At 66.7% G+C, this 21,469-nt stretch carries 18 protein-coding genes; 10 read left to right on the top strand and 8 right to left on the bottom strand.

Annotated features, from left to right (window positions below):
• Positions 1 to 3 precede the first annotated feature (3 nt).
• From JQ639_RS12445 to JQ639_RS12470, 6 genes are all read right to left on the bottom strand, one after another.
• Positions 4 to 399 (bottom strand): thioesterase family protein, encoded by a 396-nt coding sequence (locus JQ639_RS12445; protein ID WP_211966600.1) that lies wholly within the window; start codon positions 397 to 399, stop codon positions 4 to 6.
• A gap of 34 nt (positions 400 to 433) precedes the next feature.
• Positions 434 to 643 (bottom strand): tautomerase family protein, encoded by a 210-nt coding sequence (locus tag JQ639_RS12450; protein ID WP_256442991.1) that lies wholly within the window; start codon positions 641 to 643, stop codon positions 434 to 436.
• A gap of 116 nt (positions 644 to 759) precedes the next feature.
• Entirely contained in the window at positions 760 to 2,229 is a 1,470-nt protein-coding gene (gene hisS / locus JQ639_RS12455; RefSeq protein ID WP_211966391.1) for a histidine--tRNA ligase, read from the bottom strand.
• Between the two features lie 101 nt (positions 2,230 to 2,330).
• Positions 2,331 to 4,001: a pilus assembly protein TadG-related protein gene (locus tag JQ639_RS12460; protein WP_211966392.1), complete on the bottom strand. Its 1,671-nt coding sequence runs from the start codon at positions 3,999 to 4,001 to the stop codon at positions 2,331 to 2,333.
• 364 nt (positions 4,002 to 4,365) lie between these two features.
• Positions 4,366 to 6,033 carry a pilus assembly protein TadG-related protein gene (locus JQ639_RS12465; RefSeq protein WP_211966393.1) on the bottom strand — a complete coding sequence of 556 codons (1,668 nt, stop codon included), beginning with the start codon at positions 6,031 to 6,033 and terminating at the stop codon, positions 4,366 to 4,368.
• Between the two features lie 10 nt (positions 6,034 to 6,043).
• Entirely contained in the window at positions 6,044 to 6,469 is a 426-nt protein-coding gene (locus tag JQ639_RS12470; RefSeq protein ID WP_249123064.1) for a TadE/TadG family type IV pilus assembly protein, read from the bottom strand.
• 255 nt (positions 6,470 to 6,724) lie between these two features.
• Between JQ639_RS12470 and aptA the strand changes: the two genes are divergently transcribed.
• The 3 genes from aptA (at position 6,725) to JQ639_RS12485 (ending at position 10,651) form a co-directional block, all read left to right on the top strand.
• Positions 6,725 to 8,071: an omega-aminotransferase AptA gene (gene aptA / locus JQ639_RS12475; protein WP_211966395.1), complete on the top strand. Its 1,347-nt coding sequence runs from the start codon at positions 6,725 to 6,727 to the stop codon at positions 8,069 to 8,071.
• Between the two features lie 172 nt (positions 8,072 to 8,243).
• The gene (locus JQ639_RS12480) at positions 8,244 to 9,677 is read left to right on the top strand and encodes an EAL domain-containing protein (RefSeq protein WP_211966396.1); all 1,434 of its coding nucleotides are present in this window, start codon (positions 8,244 to 8,246) and stop codon (positions 9,675 to 9,677) included.
• 119 nt (positions 9,678 to 9,796) lie between these two features.
• The gene (locus tag JQ639_RS12485; protein ID WP_211966397.1) at positions 9,797 to 10,651 is read left to right on the top strand and encodes a TIGR01459 family HAD-type hydrolase; all 855 of its coding nucleotides are present in this window, start codon (positions 9,797 to 9,799) and stop codon (positions 10,649 to 10,651) included.
• Positions 10,652 to 10,734: 83 nt separating this feature from the next.
• Here the strand turns inward: JQ639_RS12485 and JQ639_RS12490 are convergent, their stop codons facing one another.
• Positions 10,735 to 11,127, bottom strand: a complete 393-nt coding sequence (locus JQ639_RS12490) for a response regulator (protein WP_211966398.1) — start codon at positions 11,125 to 11,127, stop codon at positions 10,735 to 10,737.
• A gap of 251 nt (positions 11,128 to 11,378) precedes the next feature.
• On the opposite strand from JQ639_RS12490, the gene JQ639_RS12495 reads away from it, so the two are divergent.
• The 7 genes from JQ639_RS12495 (at position 11,379) to arfB (ending at position 20,453) form a co-directional block, all read left to right on the top strand.
• Positions 11,379 to 12,353, top strand: coding sequence for a bifunctional riboflavin kinase/FAD synthetase (locus tag JQ639_RS12495; RefSeq protein ID WP_211966399.1), 975 nt, complete (start codon positions 11,379 to 11,381; stop codon positions 12,351 to 12,353).
• A gap of 209 nt (positions 12,354 to 12,562) precedes the next feature.
• Positions 12,563 to 15,610 (top strand): isoleucine--tRNA ligase, encoded by a 3,048-nt coding sequence (gene ileS / locus JQ639_RS12500; protein WP_211966400.1) that lies wholly within the window; start codon positions 12,563 to 12,565, stop codon positions 15,608 to 15,610.
• Positions 15,611 to 15,619: 9 nt separating this feature from the next.
• Positions 15,620 to 16,147 carry a signal peptidase II gene (gene lspA, locus JQ639_RS12505; RefSeq protein WP_211966401.1) on the top strand — a complete coding sequence of 176 codons (528 nt, stop codon included), beginning with the start codon at positions 15,620 to 15,622 and terminating at the stop codon, positions 16,145 to 16,147.
• A 113-nt stretch (positions 16,148 to 16,260) separates the two neighbouring features.
• Positions 16,261 to 17,031: a hypothetical protein gene (locus JQ639_RS12510; RefSeq protein ID WP_249123065.1), complete on the top strand. Its 771-nt coding sequence runs from the start codon at positions 16,261 to 16,263 to the stop codon at positions 17,029 to 17,031.
• A 131-nt stretch (positions 17,032 to 17,162) separates the two neighbouring features.
• Positions 17,163 to 18,584, top strand: coding sequence for a M16 family metallopeptidase (locus tag JQ639_RS12515; protein ID WP_249123066.1), 1,422 nt, complete (start codon positions 17,163 to 17,165; stop codon positions 18,582 to 18,584).
• Between the two features lie 2 nt (positions 18,585 to 18,586).
• Positions 18,587 to 19,960, top strand: coding sequence for a M16 family metallopeptidase (locus JQ639_RS12520; RefSeq protein WP_371745070.1), 1,374 nt, complete (start codon positions 18,587 to 18,589; stop codon positions 19,958 to 19,960).
• 79 nt (positions 19,961 to 20,039) lie between these two features.
• On the top strand, positions 20,040 to 20,453 hold the full coding sequence (gene arfB, locus JQ639_RS12525; protein WP_211966402.1) for an alternative ribosome rescue aminoacyl-tRNA hydrolase ArfB: 414 nt from the start codon (positions 20,040 to 20,042) through the stop codon (positions 20,451 to 20,453).
• A 92-nt stretch (positions 20,454 to 20,545) separates the two neighbouring features.
• Here the strand turns inward: arfB and JQ639_RS12530 are convergent, their stop codons facing one another.
• Positions 20,546 to 21,406, bottom strand: a complete 861-nt coding sequence (locus tag JQ639_RS12530) for a LysR family transcriptional regulator (protein ID WP_211966403.1) — start codon at positions 21,404 to 21,406, stop codon at positions 20,546 to 20,548.
• Between the last annotated feature and the right edge of the window lie 63 nt (positions 21,407 to 21,469).

Below are 21,469 nucleotides of genomic sequence, written 5' to 3' on the forward strand. Positions count from 1 at the left end.
CAATCAGGTCACAGCGAACCGCTTCTCGAACTTTGCGACATTGATGACGCCGCGCCGGTGCGTCCCATCGCCGATCCTGCGGTCGCCGTCAAAGGCGGCAACCTCGAACAGCACGCTGCGCCCGTCCACTGCAATCACCCGCGCCGTCGCCCGCACCACACGCCCGACCGGCGTCGCCGCGAGATGCCGAACATTGACCTCCGTGCCGACGCTGACGAAACCATCAGGCAGATGCGGCGCGATGGCGACCGTGGACGCCATCTCCATCAGCAGGATCATCATCGGCGTGGCATAGACCCGCGGCATGTGCGCCGCGAAGTGCGCGACCGTCAGGTCATCGGTCACCGTCACGCTGCGCTCCGCGTTCATGCCGATGGCGACCGCCCGCATTTCGGTCATGCCCATTTCCGCCTCCCGTGCCGGAGAGCGGCCGCTATTTCTTCGCCAGCCGGGCCGTGCGCTCGACGAAGGTCTCGCCGCCCTTCATCTTGTCGGCGAGCTTCGCCTCGACAATCTGCACTGTGACGAGGTCCGAGGTCACGCCGAGATTCTTCACCAGCGCCTGGGTGATGTCGAGCATCATGCCCTTCTTCTGCTCGTCGGTGCGGCCTTCGGCCATGAAGACGTGAACTTCGGGCATCATTCTGCTCCTGCTGCTGCGCGAGCCGCAAATGTGTCAGGTCTCGCGCGATCCTTCACCGGTCAATTGCTCAACCGCTCTCCGCCGCCGGCGCATGGCTGCGCCGGCCGTGCCCATGATCAGCTCGACCACACCACGTCGTGGCGGGCCAGCACGTCGCGGACAGCCTCGACGAGCCCGTCCTCGCGTGCCGCGAACTGGGCCGGGCGGCTCTCCCGCCATTCCTGGTTGGAGGCGATGGCGGCAGCCGCCTTGGCGCCTTCGATCAGGTCCTTGATCTGCACCTCGCCGCGCGCCTTCTCGTCCGAGCCCTGGATGATGACGCAGGGCGCGTTGCGGCGGTCGGCGTATCTGAGCTGGTTGCCCATGTTCTTGGGATTGCCGAGATAGAGCTCGGCGCGGATGCCCGCCCTGCGCAGCGTCGTCACCATCGCCTGGTAGTCGGCGACGCGATCGCGATCGAACACCGTGACCACCACGGGGCCGAACTCGGGGGCGCTGTCGAGCTTGCCGATCAGCGACAGCGCCGCCTGCAGGCGCGACACGCCGATCGAGAAGCCCGTCGCCGGCACCGGCTCGCCGCGGAAGCGCGACACCAGTCCGTCATAGCGGCCACCGCCGCCGACCGAGCCGAAGCGCACCGGACGGCCCTTCTCGTCCTTGGTGTCGAGCAGCAGTTCGACCTCGTAGACAGGACCCGTGTAATACTCGAGGCCGCGCACCACCGACGGATCGATGCGAATGCGGTCCTCGCCATAACCGCCGGCATTGACGAGCTGGCGGATCTGGTCGAGCTCGGCCTGGCCCTCTGCCGCGAGCGGCGAGTCCCCGGCCGGCTTGCCCTCGGTGAAGGCGATCACCTTCTCGATGGCGTCGACAGACAATTGCGCGCCCTTGGTGAAATCGCCACTCTCGTCCTTGCGACCCTCGCCGAGCAGCAGCCGAACGCCATCGGGCCCGAACTTGTCGAGCTTGTCGATCGCGCGCAGCACGGTGAGGCGGCGGCCGGCGTTGGCGTCGCCGCCAAGGCCGATCGCCTCGAGCACGCCGTCGAGCACCTTGCGGTTGTTGACCTTGACCACATAGGCGCCGCGGGGAATGCCGAGCGCCTCCATGGTGTCCGCCGCCATCATGCAGATCTCGGCGTCCGCCGCCGGCGAGCCGCTGCCGACGGTGTCGGCGTCGAACTGCATGAACTGGCGGAAGCGGCCAGGGCCCGGCTTCTCGTTGCGATAGACATAGCCGGCGCGGTAGCTGCGGTAGGGTTTGGGCAGCGCGTCGAAATTCTCGGCGACGTAACGCGCCAGCGGCGCGGTGAGATCATAGCGCAGGCTGATCCACTGCTCGTCGTCGTCCTGGAACGAGAACACGCCCTCGTTGGGACGATCCTGATCCGGCAGGAACTTGCCGAGCGCATCGGTGTATTCCATCGCCGGCGTCTCCACCGGCTCGAAGCCGTAGAGTTCATAGACGCGCTGAATGGTGGCGATCATGCGCCGCGTCGCCGCGATCTCCACGGGACCGCGGTCGGCCAGCCCGCGCGGCAGGCGGGCCTTGAGTTTCTGGGGCTTTTTGGCTTTCTCGGACATGTCGCTCGTCGCCACGGGCGTAAGTCAGAAATGACTTACCATTGGCCACGGGTTAGCAGCCGATGCCCGGGGGGGCAAGCAGGACGGCTGGCAGGCCGCCGTCAGTTGACCAGCACGGCGCCGTCGCAGCGGATACCCGTCACCCAGACGTCGGCCTGCCCGAGGCTGACGCCGAGCGTCTGCAGCACCGAAGACAGCACCTGGTCGAGCGGCGTGGTGGCCGCGGCGAGAATGCCGCCAACCAGCTGCAGCAGCGGACCGAGTTGCAGGTTGAGCCCGAGCAGCGACACGTTGAGGTTGATCTGGCCGAGCAGGCTGCCGAGCAGCGAGGAGACGAACGAGGTGCTGTTCACGGTCTTGCGGGTCTGCGCCTGGATGTCGGCATAGCTGAAATCGACACTGGTCGGGCGGGTGTTGCCGATCGACGCATGGGCAAGGCCAGTCACCGTCACGAGGCCGAGCGCGTTGACGAGCGTTGCCGGCGGCGGATTGGGCTGGGTGGTGAAGTTGGTGAGGTCGGCGGTGGAGACGCTGCCGATCCAGGCATCGACCACGCCGGGCTTGACGCCGAGCGTGACCGTCGAGGTGTTGATGTCGGGAGAGCCGCACTGCATGGCATCGAGCGTCGCCGTACCCGGCGCCACCTCCACATAAAGCGGAAGGTTGACGAGGGAGGCCGCGCCGCTGCCGAGCAACTGCACCTGCAGCAGCACCCGCGTCTGCGCGGTGTGGACGCTCGCGCCCTTCGTGCCCACCGTGATCCAGCTGGTGCCGACCGGCCGCTCGCCAACCGCGGCCTGCAGCGAGATGCTGGCGATGCCCGGCAGGTTCAGGTTGAGTCCGGCGGCGATCTGATGCTTGCCGTTGCCGAGCACGGCAATCGCCGAGAGCAGGTCGAGCACCGAGACCGGCAGGCCGAACAGCGGCTTCTGTCCTGCCTGCAGCACCGCATACGGCCCGGGATCGATCAGGGTCTGCGGCACGACCGTGGTGAGCAGGCCCGTCAGCGCCTGGCTGACGTTGGCGAGCGCGATGGTCGCGGCGTTGTTGCCATTGGTCTCACGCTGCGCGGCGAGCAGCGCGGCGACGAGGTCGGGCAGCTTGACCTGCCCCTGCAACAGCTGGTCGTAGGTGCCGGCGGTCAGGTTGACCTGGGTCGCCAGCGCCGACAGGAAGCTGAAGGCATCGACCTTGGCGCTGAGCAGCGACTGATAGTCCATCAGCGACAGTGACAGCTTGGTGCCGAGCAAGCCGCCGAGCAACTGGTTGAGCACGCCGTCGTTCAGCGCCGCGAGCCGCGAGCCGATGGCGAAGGAGGCCATCGTCGTCGTGGCCGCGACCGCGGAGGCGCGCACGTTGAAGCTGTCGCTGCCGATCAGCAGCTTGCCGAAGTACAGCGGCGTCCTGGTCTGGAGGGTGACCCGGACCGCGTTGGTCGTCGGTCCGGGTCCGGCGACGGCGGTGAACCTGCGTTGCGGCGGCAGCGTCGCATCCGCAACGTAGGTGCCGTACTCCACAGCCACGAGAGAGTCGGCAGGGTAGTTGTTCTTCACCACCGTCGCTGTTGCGGCGTTCGTTGCATTGCCGAGATTGCTCGCCGCGACGATCGCCGCCAGATCGGCAGTGCTCTGGGTTCGGCGCTGGTCGAGGAAGATCAAACCGATGTCGACACCGAAGGCGGTGAACCCGCACACCACCAGCATGCTGGCCACGCCCATCATCGCGATGTTGCCGCGCTGGTCGTGCAGGAATCGCCGGATCAATCGCCGCATCTCAGCCTCCTCTTTTTTGCCGATCGCGACCGGGCGATCGTCTTGGGCGGCACGGACGGAAGAGGATCCGAAAGGGCAATCTGTCTCACCCGGCGTGTGCGCCGAGGCTGACCACATCACACAACCTTTAAGCGATAAATAACTCGATTATATACTTAGGGTAGCAAGAAAATGCCTCCCCATTTCTGTTTGTTTCCGTATGTCAAAATGACGCGGACACGACCTCGCGCGCCGACATGTCGGCTGCGGAAGCCGTGCAGGACGTGCGGGAGGAGTGTGGAAAGACGAATGCCGGACAGCGTGATGGATGCGCGATTGCCGCGGCCGAGCCTACGGGCGAGATCGCTGCCGGGAAGCCAGGGCCTCAGTTCACCAGAACAGCGCCATCGCAACGGATGCCCGTGACCCAGACCGATGCTTGCCCAAGGCTGACCCCGAGGGTCTGCAGCACGGAGGCAAGCAACTGGTCGACCGGCGCGGTCACTGCGCCGATGATGCCCGCGACCAGCGACGTAAGGCCCGGGATTGGCAGGCCGAGGCCGAGGATCTGCACGTTGAGGTTCAGGTTGCCGAGCAGGCTGGACGTCAGCGACGACAGGAACGACGTGGTGTTCACCGTCTTGCGGGTCATCGCCTGGATATCGGAATAACTGAAGTTCACGCTGGTCGGCGAACTGTTGGACATGGTGGCGTGCGCGAGGCCCGAGACCTGGATGAGACCGAGGTTGACCAGGGTCGCCGGCGGCGGATTGGGCTTGGTGGTGAAATTGCTCATGTCGGCAGGCGTCACGCCGCCGATCCACGCATCGATAATGCCGGGCGACACGCCGAGCGTCACCGTCGAGGTGCTGATATCGGGATAGCCGCACTGCAGGGCATTGAGCGTCGCGGTGCCCGGCGCCACCTCGACATAGATCGGCAGGTTGACCGCCGAAACGCTGCCGCTGCCAAGCAGCTGGATCTGCAGGAACACCCGGGTCTGGGCGGTGTGAACGCTGGCGCCGACGGAGCCGACGGTAAACCAGCTCGAGCCAACCGGCTGCTCGCCGACCGTCGCGAGCAACTGCACGCTGGCGATGCCCGGCAGGCTGAGGTTGAGCCCGGTCGCGATCTGGTTGGTGCCGTTGGCGATCACCGCCATCGCCGTCAGCATGTCGAGCAGCGAGACCGGCACGGCGACCTGGGGTGTCGAGCCCGTCACCATGCTGCCGTAGGGGCCCGGATTCAGCAGGGCCTGCGCGGTGAATTTGCTGGTGATCCCCGTCAGCGCCTGGCTGATGTTCGACAGCGCGATCGTCGCCGAGTTGTTGCCGTTGGCGTTGCGCTGCGCCGTCAACAGCGCCGAGACGAGATCGGGAAGCTTGACCTGCCCGGCGAGCAACTGGTTGTAGGTGACGCCGGTGACATTGACCTGGGTCGCCAGCGCCGACATGAACTGGAAGGCGTCCACCTGCGCGGCGAGCAGCGCCTGATAATCCATCAGCGATAACGACAACGTCGTGCCGAGCAGACTGCCCAGCAACTGGTTCAGCAAACCCGCATTCAACGACAGCAACTGCGTGCCGATCGCGAACGACGCCATCGCGCTGGTGGCGGCCGTCGCCTGGGCGCGGACATTAATGCTGTTGCTGCCGACGAGCATCTTGCCGAAATAGAGCGGTGTCTGGGTTTGAAGAGTGACCCGGACGGCATTGATGCCGGGGCCGGGCCCGGCGGCGGTGGTGAAGCGCTGCTGCGGCGACAGCGTCGAGTCTGCAACATACGTACCATACTCCACAGCCACGAGAGAGTTGGCAGGATAGTTGTTGTCCACCACCGCCGCCGTAGCGGCATTGACTGCATTGCTGAGGTTGGCGGCCGCGACGATCGCGGCCAGATCGGCCGCACTCTGGGTGCGGCGCTGGTCGAGGAAGATCGAGCCGACGTCGACGCCGAACGCAGCGAACCCGCACATCGCCAGCATCATCACCGCACCGCTGATCGCGATGTTGCCGCGACGATCGCGCCGGAACCGTCCGATGATCTGCCGCATGACGTCCTCCTCAGAACCCGCCGCGCGGAATCGCCGCCGAGCTGACGACGGTCGTCGGCGGTGTCGGCACGAATTTGGGCAGCGAATAAATGAAGAGACCCGACGCGTTGTAATTGACGGTCACCACGAACACGTTGGCGTTGGAGGGTGATGCCGCGGCGTTCACGGTGACGTTGCTCGCCGCGAGCAGCGGATAGGAGTTGACGTTCGAGTTGACGTAGGTCGTCGCGAGATTGCTGCGCTCGGTATCGCTGAGTCCGGCGATCGACGAGCGCGCCGCAGCCGCAGTCAGTTGCTGGACGCCATACATGACGGCGAGATAGCCGCCATAGGTGATGATGCCGAACACCAGCATCAGGAAGATCGGCGCAATCAGGGCGAACTCGACGGCCGAGACGCCCTGCGTGCAGGCCCGAAACCGTCGAAACCGATGCATGGTGGCTCTCCCTGTCATCATCGCTGATGACACCACACAACCTTTAAGTGCGAATGAATGATCAACTAAATCTTAGGTAGTATTTTGCTGCCGCCGGTATCAGGCGATTCACGTACGCCAGGGGCTGCTCCGCCAACCCTTCCGCGCTGCCGGCAACCTGCTAGGGTGAGCGCGCCAGGGCGAACGCGCCGCGCAAGCAGCCAACGCACCTCGAAGAAAACTCAACGAAATCCGCAGAGAAATCAGCAGGTCACCATGTCCTCGAATAGCAGTGCCACCCTCGCGCCCGCCACCGCGCCGAACGACCTCGCCGCCTTCTGGATGCCGTTCACGGCCAACCGCGCCTTCAAGCGGGCGCCGCGCATGGTCGTCGGCGCCAAGGACATGCACTACTTCACGTCCGATGGCCGCAAGCTGCTCGATGGCGCCGCCGGCATGTGGTGCAGCAACGCCGGCCACAACCGTGACGCGATCACCGCGGCGATCACCAAGCAGGCACAGACGCTGGACTATGCGCCGCCGTTCCAGTTCGGCCATCCGCAGGCCTTCGAGCTTGCGAGCCGCATCGCGGCGCTGGCGCCCAAGGACCTCGACCATGTGTTCTTCTGCAACTCCGGCTCGGAAGCCGCCGACACCGCGCTGAAGATCGCGCTCGCCTACCACAACATCCGCGGCGAGGGTGCGCGCAGCCGCCTGATCGGCCGCGAGCGCGGCTATCATGGCGTCGGCTTCGGTGGCACCGCCGTCGGCGGCATCGTCAACAACCGCAAGATGTTCGGCAACCTGCTGACCGGCGTCGATCACCTGCCCGCGACTTACAACCGCGAGCAGCAGGCGTTCAGCCGCGGCGAGCCGGAATGGGGTGCGCATCTCGCCGACGAACTGGAGAAGCTGGTCGGCCTGCACGGCGCCAACACGATCGCAGCCGTGATCGTCGAACCGATGGCCGGCTCGACGGGCGTGCTGCCGGCGCCCAAGGGCTACCTCCAGCGGCTGCGTGCGATCTGCGACGCGCACGGCATCCTGCTGATCTTCGACGAGGTCATCACCGGCTTCGGCCGTCTCGGCTTCAGCTTCGCCGCAGAACGCTACGGCGTTACCCCCGACATGATTACCTTCGCGAAGGGCGTCACCAATGGCGCGGTGCCGATGGGCGGCGTGCTGGTGCGCAATGCCGTGCACGACACCTTCATGACCGGCCCCGCCCACGCGGTCGAGCTGTTCCACGGCTACACCTACTCCGCCCATCCGCTCGCCTGCGCCGCCGGCCTCGCCACCCTCGAGATCTACCGCGAGGAAGGCCTGTTCGAGCGCGCCCGCAAGCTCGAGCCGGTGCTGGCGGACGCGGTGATGTCGCTGAAGGACGCTCCGAACGTCGTCGATATCCGTACCGTCGGCCTCACCGCCGCGATCGACCTGTCGCCGAAGGGCACGCCGGGCCTGCGCGGCGTCGACGCGCTGAACAGCTCGTTCCACGATCACGACCTGATGGTGCGGGCGGTCGGCGATACCCTGGCGCTGACCCCGCCGCTGATCATCAGCGAGAGCCAGATCGGCGAGATCGTCGACAAGCTCGGCAAGGTGATCCGCGCCGTCGCCTGAACGGCTGCGACAATTCCGTGCATCACGCGCCTCCCCCGGGGACAACCCCGGAGGGAGGCGCTTTTTCATGCCCCGGATCCGGCCTCGAATCAGCAATCATGCTATTGTGACCGCTGAATATTTCCGCCAGGGGGCGCTCGCAGGCGGCGGACGACGGGGTTTCAGGTCAGGCATGATCCGCATTTCGACGATCTTCATCGCCATCTGCATGGTGCTGATCGCGGCGTCGCTCGGGTTCGTGCTGTATGCGCTCGCCGGCTTCAGCCTGCCGGAATCGGCGATCATTGCGCTGGCGACGCTGACCTTCCTGATCCTCTACAATGCCATTTCGATGCGCATGCGCGACCGCGCCACTGCGGCGACCCAGGTCGCCGATCTGTCGCGCGGCACCACCGATCTTGCCCGCCAGGTCGTGGAATTCGGCCGCCGCCTCGCCGCCGTCGAGCAGCGCGCCGCTGCGATCGACACCGCCGCGCAGGAGCGGGCGCAGTCCGCGATGGACGAGATCAACGAGCTCGGTGCGCTGATGAAGCAGCTCGCGGTTTCGGTCGCCGCCCATGACGAGCAGCTCGCCGGCGGCGGGCGGCCCGCACAGCGGCCCGAAGCCCTGCAGGCGGCGCGGCAGGCCGGCGACCTCGAATGGGTCGATGCCGCCCCTGCCCGGCCCGCTGGGCCTCCGCCCATCCCGGCCGTCGCGCCGCGCCCAGTCGCCGTCGCGCCGTCCCATCCGCAAGTGCTGGCGGCGGTGCGCCGTGCGATCGACAGCAACCAGATCGAACTCTACCTGCAGCCGCTGGTGACGCTACCGCAGCGCAAGGTGCGCTTCTACGAGGCGGTCTCGCGCATCCGCGACGACAACGACCAGCTCATCCCCGCGACCGACTTCATCGCCGCGGCCGAATCCGCTGGCCTGATGGGCCAGATCGACCGCATGGTGCTGCTGCGCTGCGTCCAGGTGCTGCGCCGTCTGATGGTGCGCAACAAGGATGTCGGCGTGTTCTGCAACATGTCGGCCACGACACTCGGCGATCCCGAGGCGTTCGCCCAGTGCCTCGATTTCCTGGACGCCAACCGTGCGCTGGCGCCGTCGTTCGTCCTTGAATTCAAGCAGGCGACGCTGCGCGCCCTCAGCCCTGCGGACGGCGAGAATCTCGCGGCGCTGGCGCAGCGCGGCTACCGTTTCTCGGTCGACCATGTCAGCGACCTGCGCATCGAACCGCGCGAACTCGCCGACCGCGGCGTGCGCTTCATCAAGGTGCCGGCCAGCCTGCTGCTCGACCAGAAGCAGATGTCCGCATCCGACATTCATCCGGCTGACCTGTCCGATCTGCTGGGACGTTTCGGGATCGAACTCGTAGCCGAACGCATCGAGGGCGAGCGCGCCGTGGTCGACCTGCTCGACTACGACATCCGCTTCGGCCAGGGCTACCTGTTCGCCCCGCCGCGGCCACTGCGCCCGGAGGGCGCACAGGCAAACGGCGCCGGCGAGACCGCGCCGCAGCCGGCCCGGGCGGCCAGCGCCGACATCCGGCCGGAGGCTGCACGGAGCGAGCCTGCCCGCATCACCGGCAACGCCGCACTGGTGAGCCGTTCGCGCATGCGCTGAGCCCGTGCGGATGTGCAAGCGCCAGAAAATCCTTGAACAAGCCCGCTTGATGGACGACAGAGGGGCCCTCCTCCCCCTGAAGCCTGCCGTACGCCGGCTGGAACCGAGCGCCACGTCCCATGACATCGATCCGATTTGCAGATCACCTGAGCGACCTCGCCCACGGCGTGGATATCATCCTCAGCGACATCTGGGGCGTGATCCACGACGGCTTGGTCGCATTTCCCGACGCCTGCCAGGCGCTGCAGACCTTTCGCGCCGGCGGCGGCACGGTGGTGATGATCACCAATGCGCCGCGACCGGCGGACTCGGTGCAGCGACAGCTCCGCAAGCTCGGGGTCGCCGACACCACCTATGACGCCATCGTCTCGTCAGGCGATCTGACGCGCCAGTTCATCACCGACCATCCCGGCCAGGCCGTGCACAAGATCGGCCCTGAACGCGACAACTCCGTCTTCCGCGACCTCGACGTGCGCTTCGCACCGCTCAACGAGGCCGACTACATCGTCTGCACCGGCCCGTTCGACGACGAGACCGAGACGCCCGAAGACTATCTGCCGCTGCTGCAGCAGGCGCTGGCGCGACGGCAGACGCTGATCTGCGCCAACCCCGACATCGTGGTGGAGCGCGGCGACCGGCTGATCTACTGCGCCGGCGCAATCGCGGAGTTGTACCGCTCGCTCGGCGGCGAAGTGATCTTCTACGGCAAGCCGCATCGCCCGATCTACGACCGCGCCCTCGGCATCGCCCACACCGTGCGGGGGACGACCGAGGGTCGCGTGCTGGCGATCGGCGATTCCGTGCGCACCGACCTGACCGGCGCCAACGCCATGGGTCTCGACTGCGTGTTCCTGACACGCGGCATCCACGCCGACGCCTTCAAGGGCATGGACCGGATGGACGACAGCGCCGTGCGCGCGTTTTTTGGCGAGACGAGCCCGCCGGTGGCGCTGATGCACGAATTGCGCTGGTAACACCGCGCCGAAAAGCAAATGGCCGGGGCGAGGCCCGGCCATTGCAGGATCAATCCAGGTCGTGAGATATCCGACGTCAGCAATCAGGCTGCGTGATCCGGGAACACCGCCTCGATCTTGGTCTTGAGAGTTGCGGCGTTGAACGGCTTCACGATGTAGTTGTTGACGCCCGCCTTCTTGGCAGCGATCACGTTCTCGGTCTTGGATTCCGCCGTGATCATGATGAACGGCGTCATGGCGAGGTTCGGATCGGCGCGGACCTCCTTCAGCAGGTCGTAACCGGTCATCGGTTCCATGTTCCAGTCAGAGATCACGAGGCCATACTTCTTGCCGCGCATCTTATCGAGCGCCGCCGAGCCATCGCTGGCATCGTCGATATTCTCGAAGCCGAGCTGCTTCAACAAATTGCGAATGATGCGGATCATGGTGCTGTAGTCGTCCACCACCAGGACCGGCATCGACAAATCCATCGCCATCGCACTGTGCTCCCTTGCGCCCTCCGGCGCATCCCCCTTGATGCCGTGGCGAGATGGCCCCGCCGGCATGGCACCGCGACGAAACAGTCCCTGATCGTGACCGCCGCAGTCGCGCCTCAAGAACTAACACCAGCCCTTAAACAGCACGTTAATCGGCGGTGGCGGGCTGTTGCGAACGGCCCGCTTGACTTCCGGAACGCGGAGGCATCACCGTCCCCTCAACATCCGTCAACGATCTGTCGCAAGGTGCCATGACGTCCGGCTTTACCGTTATCCGCGATACCACCCCGTCCGCCGACATCCCGCGCGGCGCAGTGGTGGCCCTGGGCAATTTCGACGGGGTGCATCTCGGCCATCGCGCCGTGATCTCGGCGGCGCTCGACATGGCGCGCGCGCACGGCCACCCGGCGCTGGCGGTGACTTTCGAACCGCATCCGCGCAGCTTCTTCAGCCCGAACACGCCACAGTTCAAACTCACCGAGCTCAACGACAAGCTGCGGCTGCTGGCGACGACCGGCCTTGCCGGCGCCGTGGTGATGACCTTCGACGCCGCCCGCGCCCGCACCCCGGCGATGGATTTCATTAACCATGATCTGATCGGCCGCCTCGGCGTCAGCGGCATCTCGGTGGGCTTCGATTTTCATTTCGGCAAGGGCCGCTCCGGCTCGCCGGCGCTGCTCGCCGCCGAGGCACCCAAGCTCGGCATCGAGGTGCACATCCAGTCGCACATCGACGTCGAAGGCCGCGCGGTCTCCTCCACCGCGATCCGCAATGCGCTGGGACAGGGCCAGATCGACGAGGCCAGCGCGCTGCTGGGCTATCCCTGGTTTATCTCCGGCGAGGTGATCCATGGCGAGAAGCGCGGCCGCGACCTCGGCTATCCCACCGCCAATATCCGCCTCGACCCGGCCTGCGGGCTGAAGCACGGCATCTATGCGGTACGGGTCGGACGCGGCGCCGAGCGCTTCGACGGCGTCGCGAGCTTCGGCCGCCGGCCGACCTTCGACAACGGCGCTCCGCTGCTCGAGATCTTCCTGTTCGATTTCAAGGGTGACCTCTATGGCCAGCGGCTCGATATCGCCTTTATCGCCCATCTGCGCGACGAGCTGAAATTCGACGGGATCGAACCGCTGGTCCGCCAGATGGACGAGGACAGCCGCCGGGCCCGCGTCGCCCTGGCGGCCGCCCCCGGCGCGTTCCCAAGCCTCGGAAATGTCATCGGTTGAGGCCGGTTCGGGCCTTTCCGATACCGCCGCTCTTTGCTAATGAGCAGCCATGACCGCGCGGCGCACCATCAGCCTCATTAGCGGCCCGGCTTCCGCTTGAGCGTTCCGCTCGGTGCAAGACCGGGATCTGCCTGCCATTGCCTTGAACCTTGGCCCTAAAACCTTGCGCTGAATGACTTTTCGCGCGCCGTACCGCCGAGCCCCATCCCATGACCGACAAGCCGACCAAAGCCGCCGCCCCCGCCTCCGAGGGCCACGACTACGCCAAGACGCTCTACCTGCCGGAGACCGAGTTTCCGATGCGCGCGGGCCTGCCGCAGCGCGAGCCGGAGATCCTTGCCCGCTGGAATGAGATCGAGCTCTACCGCAAGCTGCGCGATACCGCGCGCGGGCGGCCCAAATTCGTGCTCCACGACGGCCCGCCCTATGCCAACGGCCACATCCACATCGGCCATGCGCTCAACAAGATCCTGAAGGACCTGGTGACGCGCAGCCAGCAGATGCTCGGCTTCGATTCCAACTACGTCCCGGGCTGGGACTGCCACGGCCTGCCGATCGAATGGAAGATCGAAGAAGAGAACTACCGCTCCCAGGGCAAGAGCAAGCCCGACCTCAAGGATCCCGCCGCGATGATCGCGTTCCGGCGCGAATGCCGCGCCTACGCCTCGCACTGGCTCGGCGTGCAGCGCGAGGAGTTCAAGCGGCTCGGCGTCGTCGGTGACTGGGATCATCCCTACACCACCATGAGCTATCCGGCGGAAGCCCAGATCGCGCGCGAGATCATGAAATTCGCCGCCAACGGCACGCTGTATCGCGGCTCCAAGCCCGTGATGTGGTCGGTGGTGGAGAAGACCGCGCTCGCCGAAGCCGAGGTCGAGTACGAGGACTACACTTCCGACGCGGTGTGGGTGAAATTCCCGGTCGCTCAGGTCGAGCTCGCATCGGGCAAGGATGCATCTGCGGCGATCGTGCAGGCGGTGGCCGACGCGTCGGTGGTGATCTGGACCACCACGCCGTGGACGCTGCCCGGCAACCGCGCCATCAGCTTCTCCTCGAAGATCGCCTATGGTCTCTACCGTGTTACCGACGCGCCGGCCGACAACTGGACGAGGACCGGCGATCTTCTGATCCTTGCCGACGCCCTTGCGGAAGCGGTGTTCAAGCAGGCCCGCGTCACGGCCTATGAAAAGGTCGGCGACGTCCCGGCACCAGTGCTGGCACACATGGAGTGCACCCATCCGTTCGCCGGCCTCGAAGACGGCTACAAGTTCCGCGTGCCGCTGCTCGATGGCGACCATGTCTCCGACGACACCGGCACCGGCTTCGTGCATACCGCTCCCGGCCACGGCCGCGAGGACTTCGAGATCTGGATGTCCAACGCCCGCGCGCTCGAGGCGCGCGGCATCAGCTCGGCCATCCCCTATACCGTCGACGAAAACGGCGCCCTCACCACCCAGGCGCCGGGCTTCACCGGCTGCCGCGTCATCACCGACGAGGGCGAGAAGGGCGACGCCAACGAGGCCGTGATCAAGGCGCTGAGCGAGCGCGGCCTGCTGCTGGCGCGGTCGCGGCTGAAGCACCAGTACCCGCATTCGTGGCGCTCGAAGAAGCCGGTGATCTTCCGCAACACGCCACAGTGGTTCATCGCCATGGACAAGCCGATTGTCGACAACGGCACGGCGAAGCCCGGCGACACCTTGCGCGCCCGCGCGCTGCACGCGATCTCGGTAACCCGCTGGGTGCCGCAACAGGGCCAGAACCGCATCAACGGCATGATCTCCGGCCGCCCGGACTGGGTGGTGTCGCGCCAGCGCGCCTGGGGCGTGCCGATCGCGGTATTCATCCGCGACAAGGGGGACGGCTCCGTCGACATCCTGCAGGACGAGGCAGTCAACCTGCGCATCGCCGAGGCCTTCATGCAGGAAGGCGCCGACGCCTGGTACGCCGAGGGCGCACGCGAACGTTTCCTCGGAGCGCTCGCCGCCGAGCCGTGGCAGAAGGTCGACGACATCCTCGACGTCTGGTTCGATTCCGGCTCGACCCACGCCTTCGTGCTGGAGGACGCCCAGAACTTCCCGAGCCTCGCCGGCATCCATCGCAAGATCGATGGCGGCACGGACACCGTGATGTATCTCGAGGGCTCGGACCAGCACCGCGGCTGGTTCCACTCGTCGCTGCTGGAAAGCAGCGGCACGCGCGGCCGCGCGCCCTATGACGTCGTGCTGACCCACGGCTTCACGCTCGACGAGCAGGGCCGCAAGATGTCGAAGTCGGTCGGCAACACGGTGGAGCCGCAGCAGGTGATGGAACAGTCCGGCGCCGACATCCTGCGGCTGTGGGTGGCGAGCTCCGACACCGCCGACGACCAGCGCATCGGCCCGGAGATCCTCAAGAACACCATCGAGACCTATCGCAAGCTGCGCAACTCGATCCGCTGGATGCTCGGCACGCTGCGTCATTTCAAGGCCGAAGAGACCGTCTCGCCCGACGCCATGCCCGAACTCGAGCGACTGATGCTGCATCGCCTCGCCGAGCTCGATGGCGTGATCCGTCAGGCCTATGCCGACTTCGACTACAAGACCGTGATCGCCAGCCTCGCGGCGTTCATGAACACCGAGCTGTCGGCGTTCTATTTCGATATCCGCAAGGACACGCTGTACTGCGACCCGCCGTCGTCGGTGGCGCGCAAGGCCGCCCTCACCACGATCGACAGGCTGTGCGACGCGATCCTCAAATGGCTCGCACCGATCCTGTCGTTCACCTGCGACGAAGCGTGGCTGATGTATCGGCCGAATGGCGAAGCGTCGGTGCATCTCACCACGTTCCCGGATGATCTCGCGCGCTTCCGCGACGACGCTCTGGCCCAGAAGTGGGACACCATCCGCGCGGTGCGCCGCGTCATCACCGGCGCGCTGGAGATTGAACGCAGGGACAAGCGGATCGGCGCGTCACTGGAGGCCTCGCCACTGGTCTATGTCGCCGACAAGGCGGTGTTCGCGATCCTCGCCGGCGTCGACCTCGCGGAAATCAGCATCACATCGAACGCGATGCTGACCGACGCGGACGCCCCGGCCGACGCGTTCCGCCTGGCCGACGTCCCCGGCGTCGCAGTGGTGATCGAGCGCGCGGTCGGCACCAAGTGCGCCCGCTCCTGGAAGATCCTGCCGACGGTCGGCAGCGATCCGGACTATCCCGACGTCTCTCCGCGCGACGCCAAGGCGTTGCGTGAGCTGAAGGCGCTGGGGCATGCGGTCTAGCGCGCCGTCATGACCGAGGCCCGCACCACGCCGACGACCGCTGCCGCGCCCCTCCGGGCCGGCATCGCCGCCGCCGTGGTGACGCTCGCGGTCGACCAGGCGGTCAAGCTGTGGCTGCTGTTCGGCTACGATCTCGCGCACCGCGGCATCGTTGCCGTGACGCCGTTCTTCGACCTCGTGCTGGCCTGGAACACGGGCATCAGCTACGGCATGTTCCAGAACCAGGGCACCGTCGGCCAGATCGTGCTGCTGCTGGTCAAGGCCGTCGCCGTCGTGGTGATGGCGGTGTGGATGACACGGGCCCACACCCTGATTGCGACAATCGGCCTGGGGCTGATCATCGGCGGCGCCATCGGCAACGCCATCGACCGCTTCGCCTACGGCGCGGTGGTCGATTTCGCCCTGTTTCACATCGAAATCACCGGAAAAACCTACAACTGGTATGTGTTTAACCTTGCCGACGCGGCTATTGTTGCCGGTGTGGTGGGGCTCCTGTATGACTCCTTCTTCGGAAAACCCGCCGTAAAAGCGCCCTGATCCCGGCCGATACGGCCTGTCAGGGGCGGTCGTCCGGAAAGCCTGCTAACCGACTGAAGCAGAGCGTTATTTCTGCGGCCGCGGCATACAGTTCTTGATCGGGATACAGCACGATGCGCAAAACCGAAGCCGTTCGGCTCTCGCCCTTGTCGCCTGACGCCACGTCGCCCGCGTCCTGGGGACGCGGCCTTCGCATCGCGGCGTGCGTGCTCGGCATCGGCCTCTGCGTCGCTGCGAACGCCGCCCGTGCCGGCGACGACGACGAGGAAGACAGCGGCCCGATCGAGGACCGCATCATCAAGAACATTGTCACCGGCCTCGGCGGCACCAATATGGACAACCGCGGCATCAACTACCGCGAGCGGTCACCGCTGGTGGTGCCGCGAACCACCGACCTGCCGCCGCCCGCGGACACCAAGGCCGAAGTCAATCCGCCGAACTGGCCGAAGGATCCAACGATCGCCGCCGAGAAGGCTTCTGCCGAAGCCTCCAAGCGGTCCAAGCCGGACATGTTCGAAATGAGCCGGACCCTGACGCCGGCTGAACTTGCGCCGAAGCGCGCCAAGGGCGCGCGCTCGACCGCGACCGTCCAGCAGCCGGGCAGCACGCCGGACGCCTATGGCGGCACCGGCACCGGACCGATGCTGAGCCCCGGCCAGCTCGGCTTCAGCAACAGCATGTTCTCGAGCGTGTTCAAGGGCAACTCGACCGAGATCGGCCAGTTCAAGGGCGAACCGACCCGCGACAACCTGACCCAGCCGCCGGTCGGCTATCAGACGCCGTCGCCGGACTATGCCTACGGCACCGGCGCGCCGCGCAAGCCGATCGACCAGCAGGCCGCCAACCCGTTCGACCCGAACAGCGGCGTGAAGAAGAACAACTGAGCCAGACGCGCATCGGGCTGCCGCAACGCGGCTGCCCGATCACAACGTCGTTGGTTCGCGACACCGTGATCTCCGATCGGCCGGGATCGGGCTTTCTTGATTTCACCCGAAAGCGAGCCGCTGACGAGAGCATGACCCTCCTCCCTTCGATCCGCCCCGCAATGCTGCTGGCCATCGCCGGCCTGTCACTTCTTCCCGTTGCTGCAGGAGCTCAAGTCCCGGCACGCCCCGACACCACAGCCGTGCAGCAGGACGGCGCAACCGCGCAGCGGCCGGCGAGCTTCACCCTCGCCAACGGCCTGCAGGTCGTGGTCATCCCGGACCACCGCACGCCGGTGGTCACCCAGATGATCTGGTACAAGGTCGGCTCCGCCGACGAGACACCAGGCAAGTCGGGCCTGGCGCACTTCCTCGAACATCTGATGTTCAAGGGCACGGCGCATCACCCCGCCGGCGAATTCTCCAAGACCGTGGTCCGGGTCGGCGGCACCGAGAACGCCTTCACCGCCGCCGACTACACCGGCTACTTCCAGCGCGTGCCGCGCGACCAGCTCGCCACCATGATGGGCTTCGAGGCCGACCGCATGACCGGCCTGACGCTGAAGAACGAGGAAGTGCTGCCCGAACGCGACGTCGTGCTCGAAGAGTACAACATGCGCGTCGGCAACAGCCCGGACGCTCGGCTCACCGAGCAGATCATGGTGGCGCTCTATCTCAACCACCCCTACGGGCGGCCGGTAATCGGCTGGCACCAGGAAATCGAGAAGCTCAACCGCGAGGACGCGCTCGCGTTCTACAAGCGCTTCTACGCGCCCAACAACGCGACGCTGGTGCTCGCCGGCGATGTCACTGCCGACGAAATCCGCCCGCTGGTCGAGCGCACCTTCGGCCCGATCGCGGCACAGCCGGAGATCCCGCCGAAGCGCATCCGCCCGCAGGAGCCGACCCCGGCAGGGCCGCGCACCGTCACGCTCGCCGATCCACGCGTCGAGCAGACCAGCGTGCGCCGCTACTATCTCGTGCCGTCAGCGACCGCAGCCGGCTCCGACAGCCCGGCTCTCGACGTGCTGGCGCAGGTGCTCGGCAGCGGCAGCAATTCCCTGCTGTACCGTGCGCTGGTGGTGGACAAGCCGCTCGCGGTCGCCGCGGCGGCCTGGTACCAGGGCACGGCGGTCGACGCCACGCAGTTCGCCATCTCGGTGTCGCCCAAGCCCGGCATCACCTTCCCGCAGATCGAGCAGACCGTCGACGGCGTCCTTGCCGAGGTCGCGCAGAATGGCGTCTCGGCCGAGACGCTGGAGCGCGCCAAGACCCAGCTCATCGCCGAAGCGGTTTACGCCCAGGACAGCCAGAGCACGCTCGCGCGCTGGTATGGCGCGGCGCTGACCGTCGGCCTCAACATCGACCAGGTCATCGACTGGCCCCAGCGCATCCGCGCCGTCACCACAGATCAGGTGCGCGACGCCGCCCGTACCTGGCTCGACAGGAAGCGTTCGGTGACCGGCTATCTGATCAAGGACACCGCGCCACGGCGCGAGGAGAAGCGCTCGTGACCATCACTCGCCAGCAGTTCCTGCGCGGCACGCTTGCCGGCGCCGCGGTGGCCGCGTTGCGGCCGTTCGGCTTGACGCCGGCACAGGCGGCGACCCGTATCCAGCGCGTGGTGTCGCCCGGCGGCATCGAGGCGTGGTTCGTGCAGGATGCCACCGTGCCGCTGGTGTCGATGGAATATGCCTTCGTCGGTGGCGCAGCGCAGGATCCCGCCGCCAAGCCCGGCGTCAGCAACATGTTGGCCAACCTGCTCGACGAAGGTGCTGGCGATCTCGACAGCAGCACCTTCCACGATCGCCTCGAACGCCGCGCCATCCAGATGACCTTCAGCACGTCGCGCGACTACCTGCGCGGCTCGCTGCGGATGCTGAGGGAAGACCGCGACCAAGCCTTCGACCTGCTGCAGCTGGCGCTCGGCGCGCCGCGCTTCGACAGCGAGCCGGTGGAACGCATCCGCTCCCAGATCGGCTCGGAGTTGCGCCGCGACAGCACGACCCCGACGACGCTGGCAGGCAACGCGTTCTGGCAACTCGCCTACGGCGACCATCCCTACGGCCGGCCGAGCAACGGCACGCTCGAGAGCCTGCCGACCATCCAGGTCGATGATCTCCGCACCTACCAGCGCAAGGTGATCGCCCGCGACAAGCTCAAGATCGCCGTGGTCGGCGACATCGACGCTGCAGCGCTCGGCAAGCTGCTCGATCGCACCTTCGGCGGCCTGGCCGCAAAGGCCGACCTGACCGCGGTGCCGACGATCGCCGCCGCGACGCCGCCCAAGCGCGTGCAGGTTCCGCTCGACGTGCCGCAGACCGTCATCGTGTTCGGCGGCCCGGGCTTGCTGCGGAGCGATCCCGATTTCATGCCGGCTTACGTGGTCAACCACATCCTCGGCGGCGGCGCGCTGTCCTCACGACTCTATAAGGAGGTGCGCGAGAAGCGCGGCCTCGTGTATTCGGTCTACGAGTCGCTGGTGTGGATGAACCAGTCCGGCGTGTTCGTCGGCTCGACCGCCACCCGCGCTGACCGTGCCGCAGAGACAGCGGCGACCGTCGACGCCGAGATCCGCGGCATGGCGGAGGAAGGTCCGAGCCAGCAGGAGCTCGACGAGGCCAAATCCTACCTCAAGGGTTCGCAAATGCTGGCGCTCGACACCTCGGCGAAGATCGCCAGCGTCATGGTGCAGTACCAGCTCGACAACCTCGGCATCGACTATCTCGACCGCCGCGGCGCGCTGATCGACGCGGTGACCCTCGACGACGCCCGCCGCGCCGCCAGGCGACTGTGGGGCCACGGCCTGCTGATGGCGGTCGCCGGACGCAGCAGCGAGGCGTCGGCGAAGCCCGAGCCGTCCAGTACGGTGCCGACCGGCAAAAATTGAGCCCACGGCAGCCAGCCTGACACGCTATGGTGACGGACGGCGATTCCCGCGCGGGGATCGCAGGACAACCGGTTGTGCCATGCTGCGGATCACCCATTCGATCGCGATCGACGAGAACGATATCGAGATCAGCTTCGTCCGCGCCTCGGGGCCCGGCGGTCAGAACGTCAACAAGCTGTCGACCGCGGCGCAACTGCGTTACGACACGCGTCGCGCGACGCTGGCGCCGGACGTCGATGCGCGGCTGCAGCGCATCGCCGGCCAGCGCATGACCAAGGACGGCGTCATCGTCATCCACGCCCAGCGCTACCGTACCCAGGAACGCAACCGCGAGGACGCGATCGAACGTCTGGTGGACATGATCCGCGAAGCATCGGTGCGGCCGACGCCGCGCCGCGCCACGCGGCCGACGCTCGGCTCCAAGAAGCGGCGGCTGGAAGGCAAGAAGCATCGCGGCTCGATCAAGGCGATGCGCGGCCGCGTCGACGACTGAGGCTCCGGCTTTTTGGCCGTGACGCGCATTCTTCACGGAAGCCGCTGCCCGCACCGGGTCAACCCCCGGGGCCTGCTTCGCTCGAAGACGCGTTATCCTGACAGGCTGGCGGAGATGCTGCGCCGCGCGTGATCGGCGAACGCCTTCACCGCCGGCTTGGCGTTGGCGGCCTGATAGAGATTGATCCTGAATTCCGGCAGCTTCGGCAATTGCCGGTCGGTGAGGATCTCGAGACTGTCGGGCAACGAATGGCTGAGCAGCGGCGCCACCGCGAGATCGGCCTCGAGCGTCGCCCGCACCGGCTCCATGTTGCTGACCTCGCACACCGCCACCCATTCGCGCCGCACCTTGCGCAGCGCCGCGATCGCGATCGGCCGGAAGATGCAGGCCTCGGCCCCGAACGACACCGGCAGCGGCACGCGGCGGTGCGCCTCGCCACCGCGCGCACCGACCCACACCAGACGGTCCATCCGCAGCGTCTCGCCGCCCTTGCCGCAGCCGGGTTCGGTCGTCAGCGCGAGGTCGAGATTGCCGTCGCGCAACTCCGACATCAGTTCGACGGTGTCCTGGCAGACCAGCGTCACCCGGATCGACGGGAACGCCTTGCTGAAGCGGCGGAGGATCGGCGGCGTGTAACTGCCGATGATGTCGTAGGGCGCGCCGAAGCGCACCTCGCCCTCGAACGGCGGCTCGCGCAGCGCCCCCCAGAGGTTGTCGTTGGCGGTGATCATCTGGGTCGCCGGAGCGACGAGGCTGCGCCCCTCGGGTGCCGGCACGAGGCGACGCCCGGCGCGCACGAACAGCGGATGGCCCGCGATCTCCTCGAGCCGCCTGATCTGCTGGCTGATCGCCCCCTGCGACAGGTTGAGCAGCTCGGCCGCGCGGGTGACGCTGCCAGTATCGACCACCGCGAGGAACGCACGGACGATGGTGACGTCGATGTCACGGGCCATTCTATTACGAATCCTAAATATAACGATTAAATACATTAGATATCATAATTCCAAAACCCGGCC

It is taken from the genome of Bradyrhizobium sp. U87765 SZCCT0048 (assembly GCF_018131225.1).
Taxonomy (GTDB): domain Bacteria; phylum Pseudomonadota; class Alphaproteobacteria; order Rhizobiales; family Xanthobacteraceae; genus Bradyrhizobium_A.

What these genes read in the sequence shown, in the direction of transcription:
- JQ639_RS12445 (WP_211966600.1), bottom strand. Translation starts at nt 399, where the DNA reads ATGACCGAAATGCGGGCGGTCGCCATCGGCATGAACGCGGAGCGCAGC.
- hisS (WP_211966391.1), bottom strand. Translation starts at nt 2,229, where the DNA reads ATGTCCGAGAAAGCCAAAAAGCCCCAGAAACTCAAGGCCCGCCTGCCG.
- JQ639_RS12460 (WP_211966392.1), bottom strand. Translation starts at nt 4,001, where the DNA reads ATGCGGCGATTGATCCGGCGATTCCTGCACGACCAGCGCGGCAACATC.
- JQ639_RS12495 (WP_211966399.1), top strand. Translation starts at nt 11,379, where the DNA reads ATGACGTCCGGCTTTACCGTTATCCGCGATACCACCCCGTCCGCCGAC.
- JQ639_RS12515 (WP_249123066.1), top strand. Translation starts at nt 17,163, where the DNA reads ATGACCCTCCTCCCTTCGATCCGCCCCGCAATGCTGCTGGCCATCGCC.
- JQ639_RS12465 (WP_211966393.1), bottom strand. Translation starts at nt 6,033, where the DNA reads ATGCGGCAGATCATCGGACGGTTCCGGCGCGATCGTCGCGGCAACATC.
- JQ639_RS12470 (WP_249123064.1), bottom strand. Translation starts at nt 6,469, where the DNA reads ATGCATCGGTTTCGACGGTTTCGGGCCTGCACGCAGGGCGTCTCGGCC.
- JQ639_RS12510 (WP_249123065.1), top strand. Translation starts at nt 16,261, where the DNA reads ATGCGCAAAACCGAAGCCGTTCGGCTCTCGCCCTTGTCGCCTGACGCC.
- arfB (WP_211966402.1), top strand. Translation starts at nt 20,040, where the DNA reads ATGCTGCGGATCACCCATTCGATCGCGATCGACGAGAACGATATCGAG.
- JQ639_RS12485 (WP_211966397.1), top strand. Translation starts at nt 9,797, where the DNA reads ATGACATCGATCCGATTTGCAGATCACCTGAGCGACCTCGCCCACGGC.
- JQ639_RS12450 (WP_256442991.1), bottom strand. Translation starts at nt 643, where the DNA reads ATGATGCCCGAAGTTCACGTCTTCATGGCCGAAGGCCGCACCGACGAG.
- JQ639_RS12530 (WP_211966403.1), bottom strand. Translation starts at nt 21,406, where the DNA reads ATGGCCCGTGACATCGACGTCACCATCGTCCGTGCGTTCCTCGCGGTG.
- JQ639_RS12480 (WP_211966396.1), top strand. Translation starts at nt 8,244, where the DNA reads ATGATCCGCATTTCGACGATCTTCATCGCCATCTGCATGGTGCTGATC.
- ileS (WP_211966400.1), top strand. Translation starts at nt 12,563, where the DNA reads ATGACCGACAAGCCGACCAAAGCCGCCGCCCCCGCCTCCGAGGGCCAC.
- JQ639_RS12490 (WP_211966398.1), bottom strand. Translation starts at nt 11,127, where the DNA reads ATGGCGATGGATTTGTCGATGCCGGTCCTGGTGGTGGACGACTACAGC.
- aptA (WP_211966395.1), top strand. Translation starts at nt 6,725, where the DNA reads ATGTCCTCGAATAGCAGTGCCACCCTCGCGCCCGCCACCGCGCCGAAC.
- lspA (WP_211966401.1), top strand. Translation starts at nt 15,620, where the DNA reads ATGACCGAGGCCCGCACCACGCCGACGACCGCTGCCGCGCCCCTCCGG.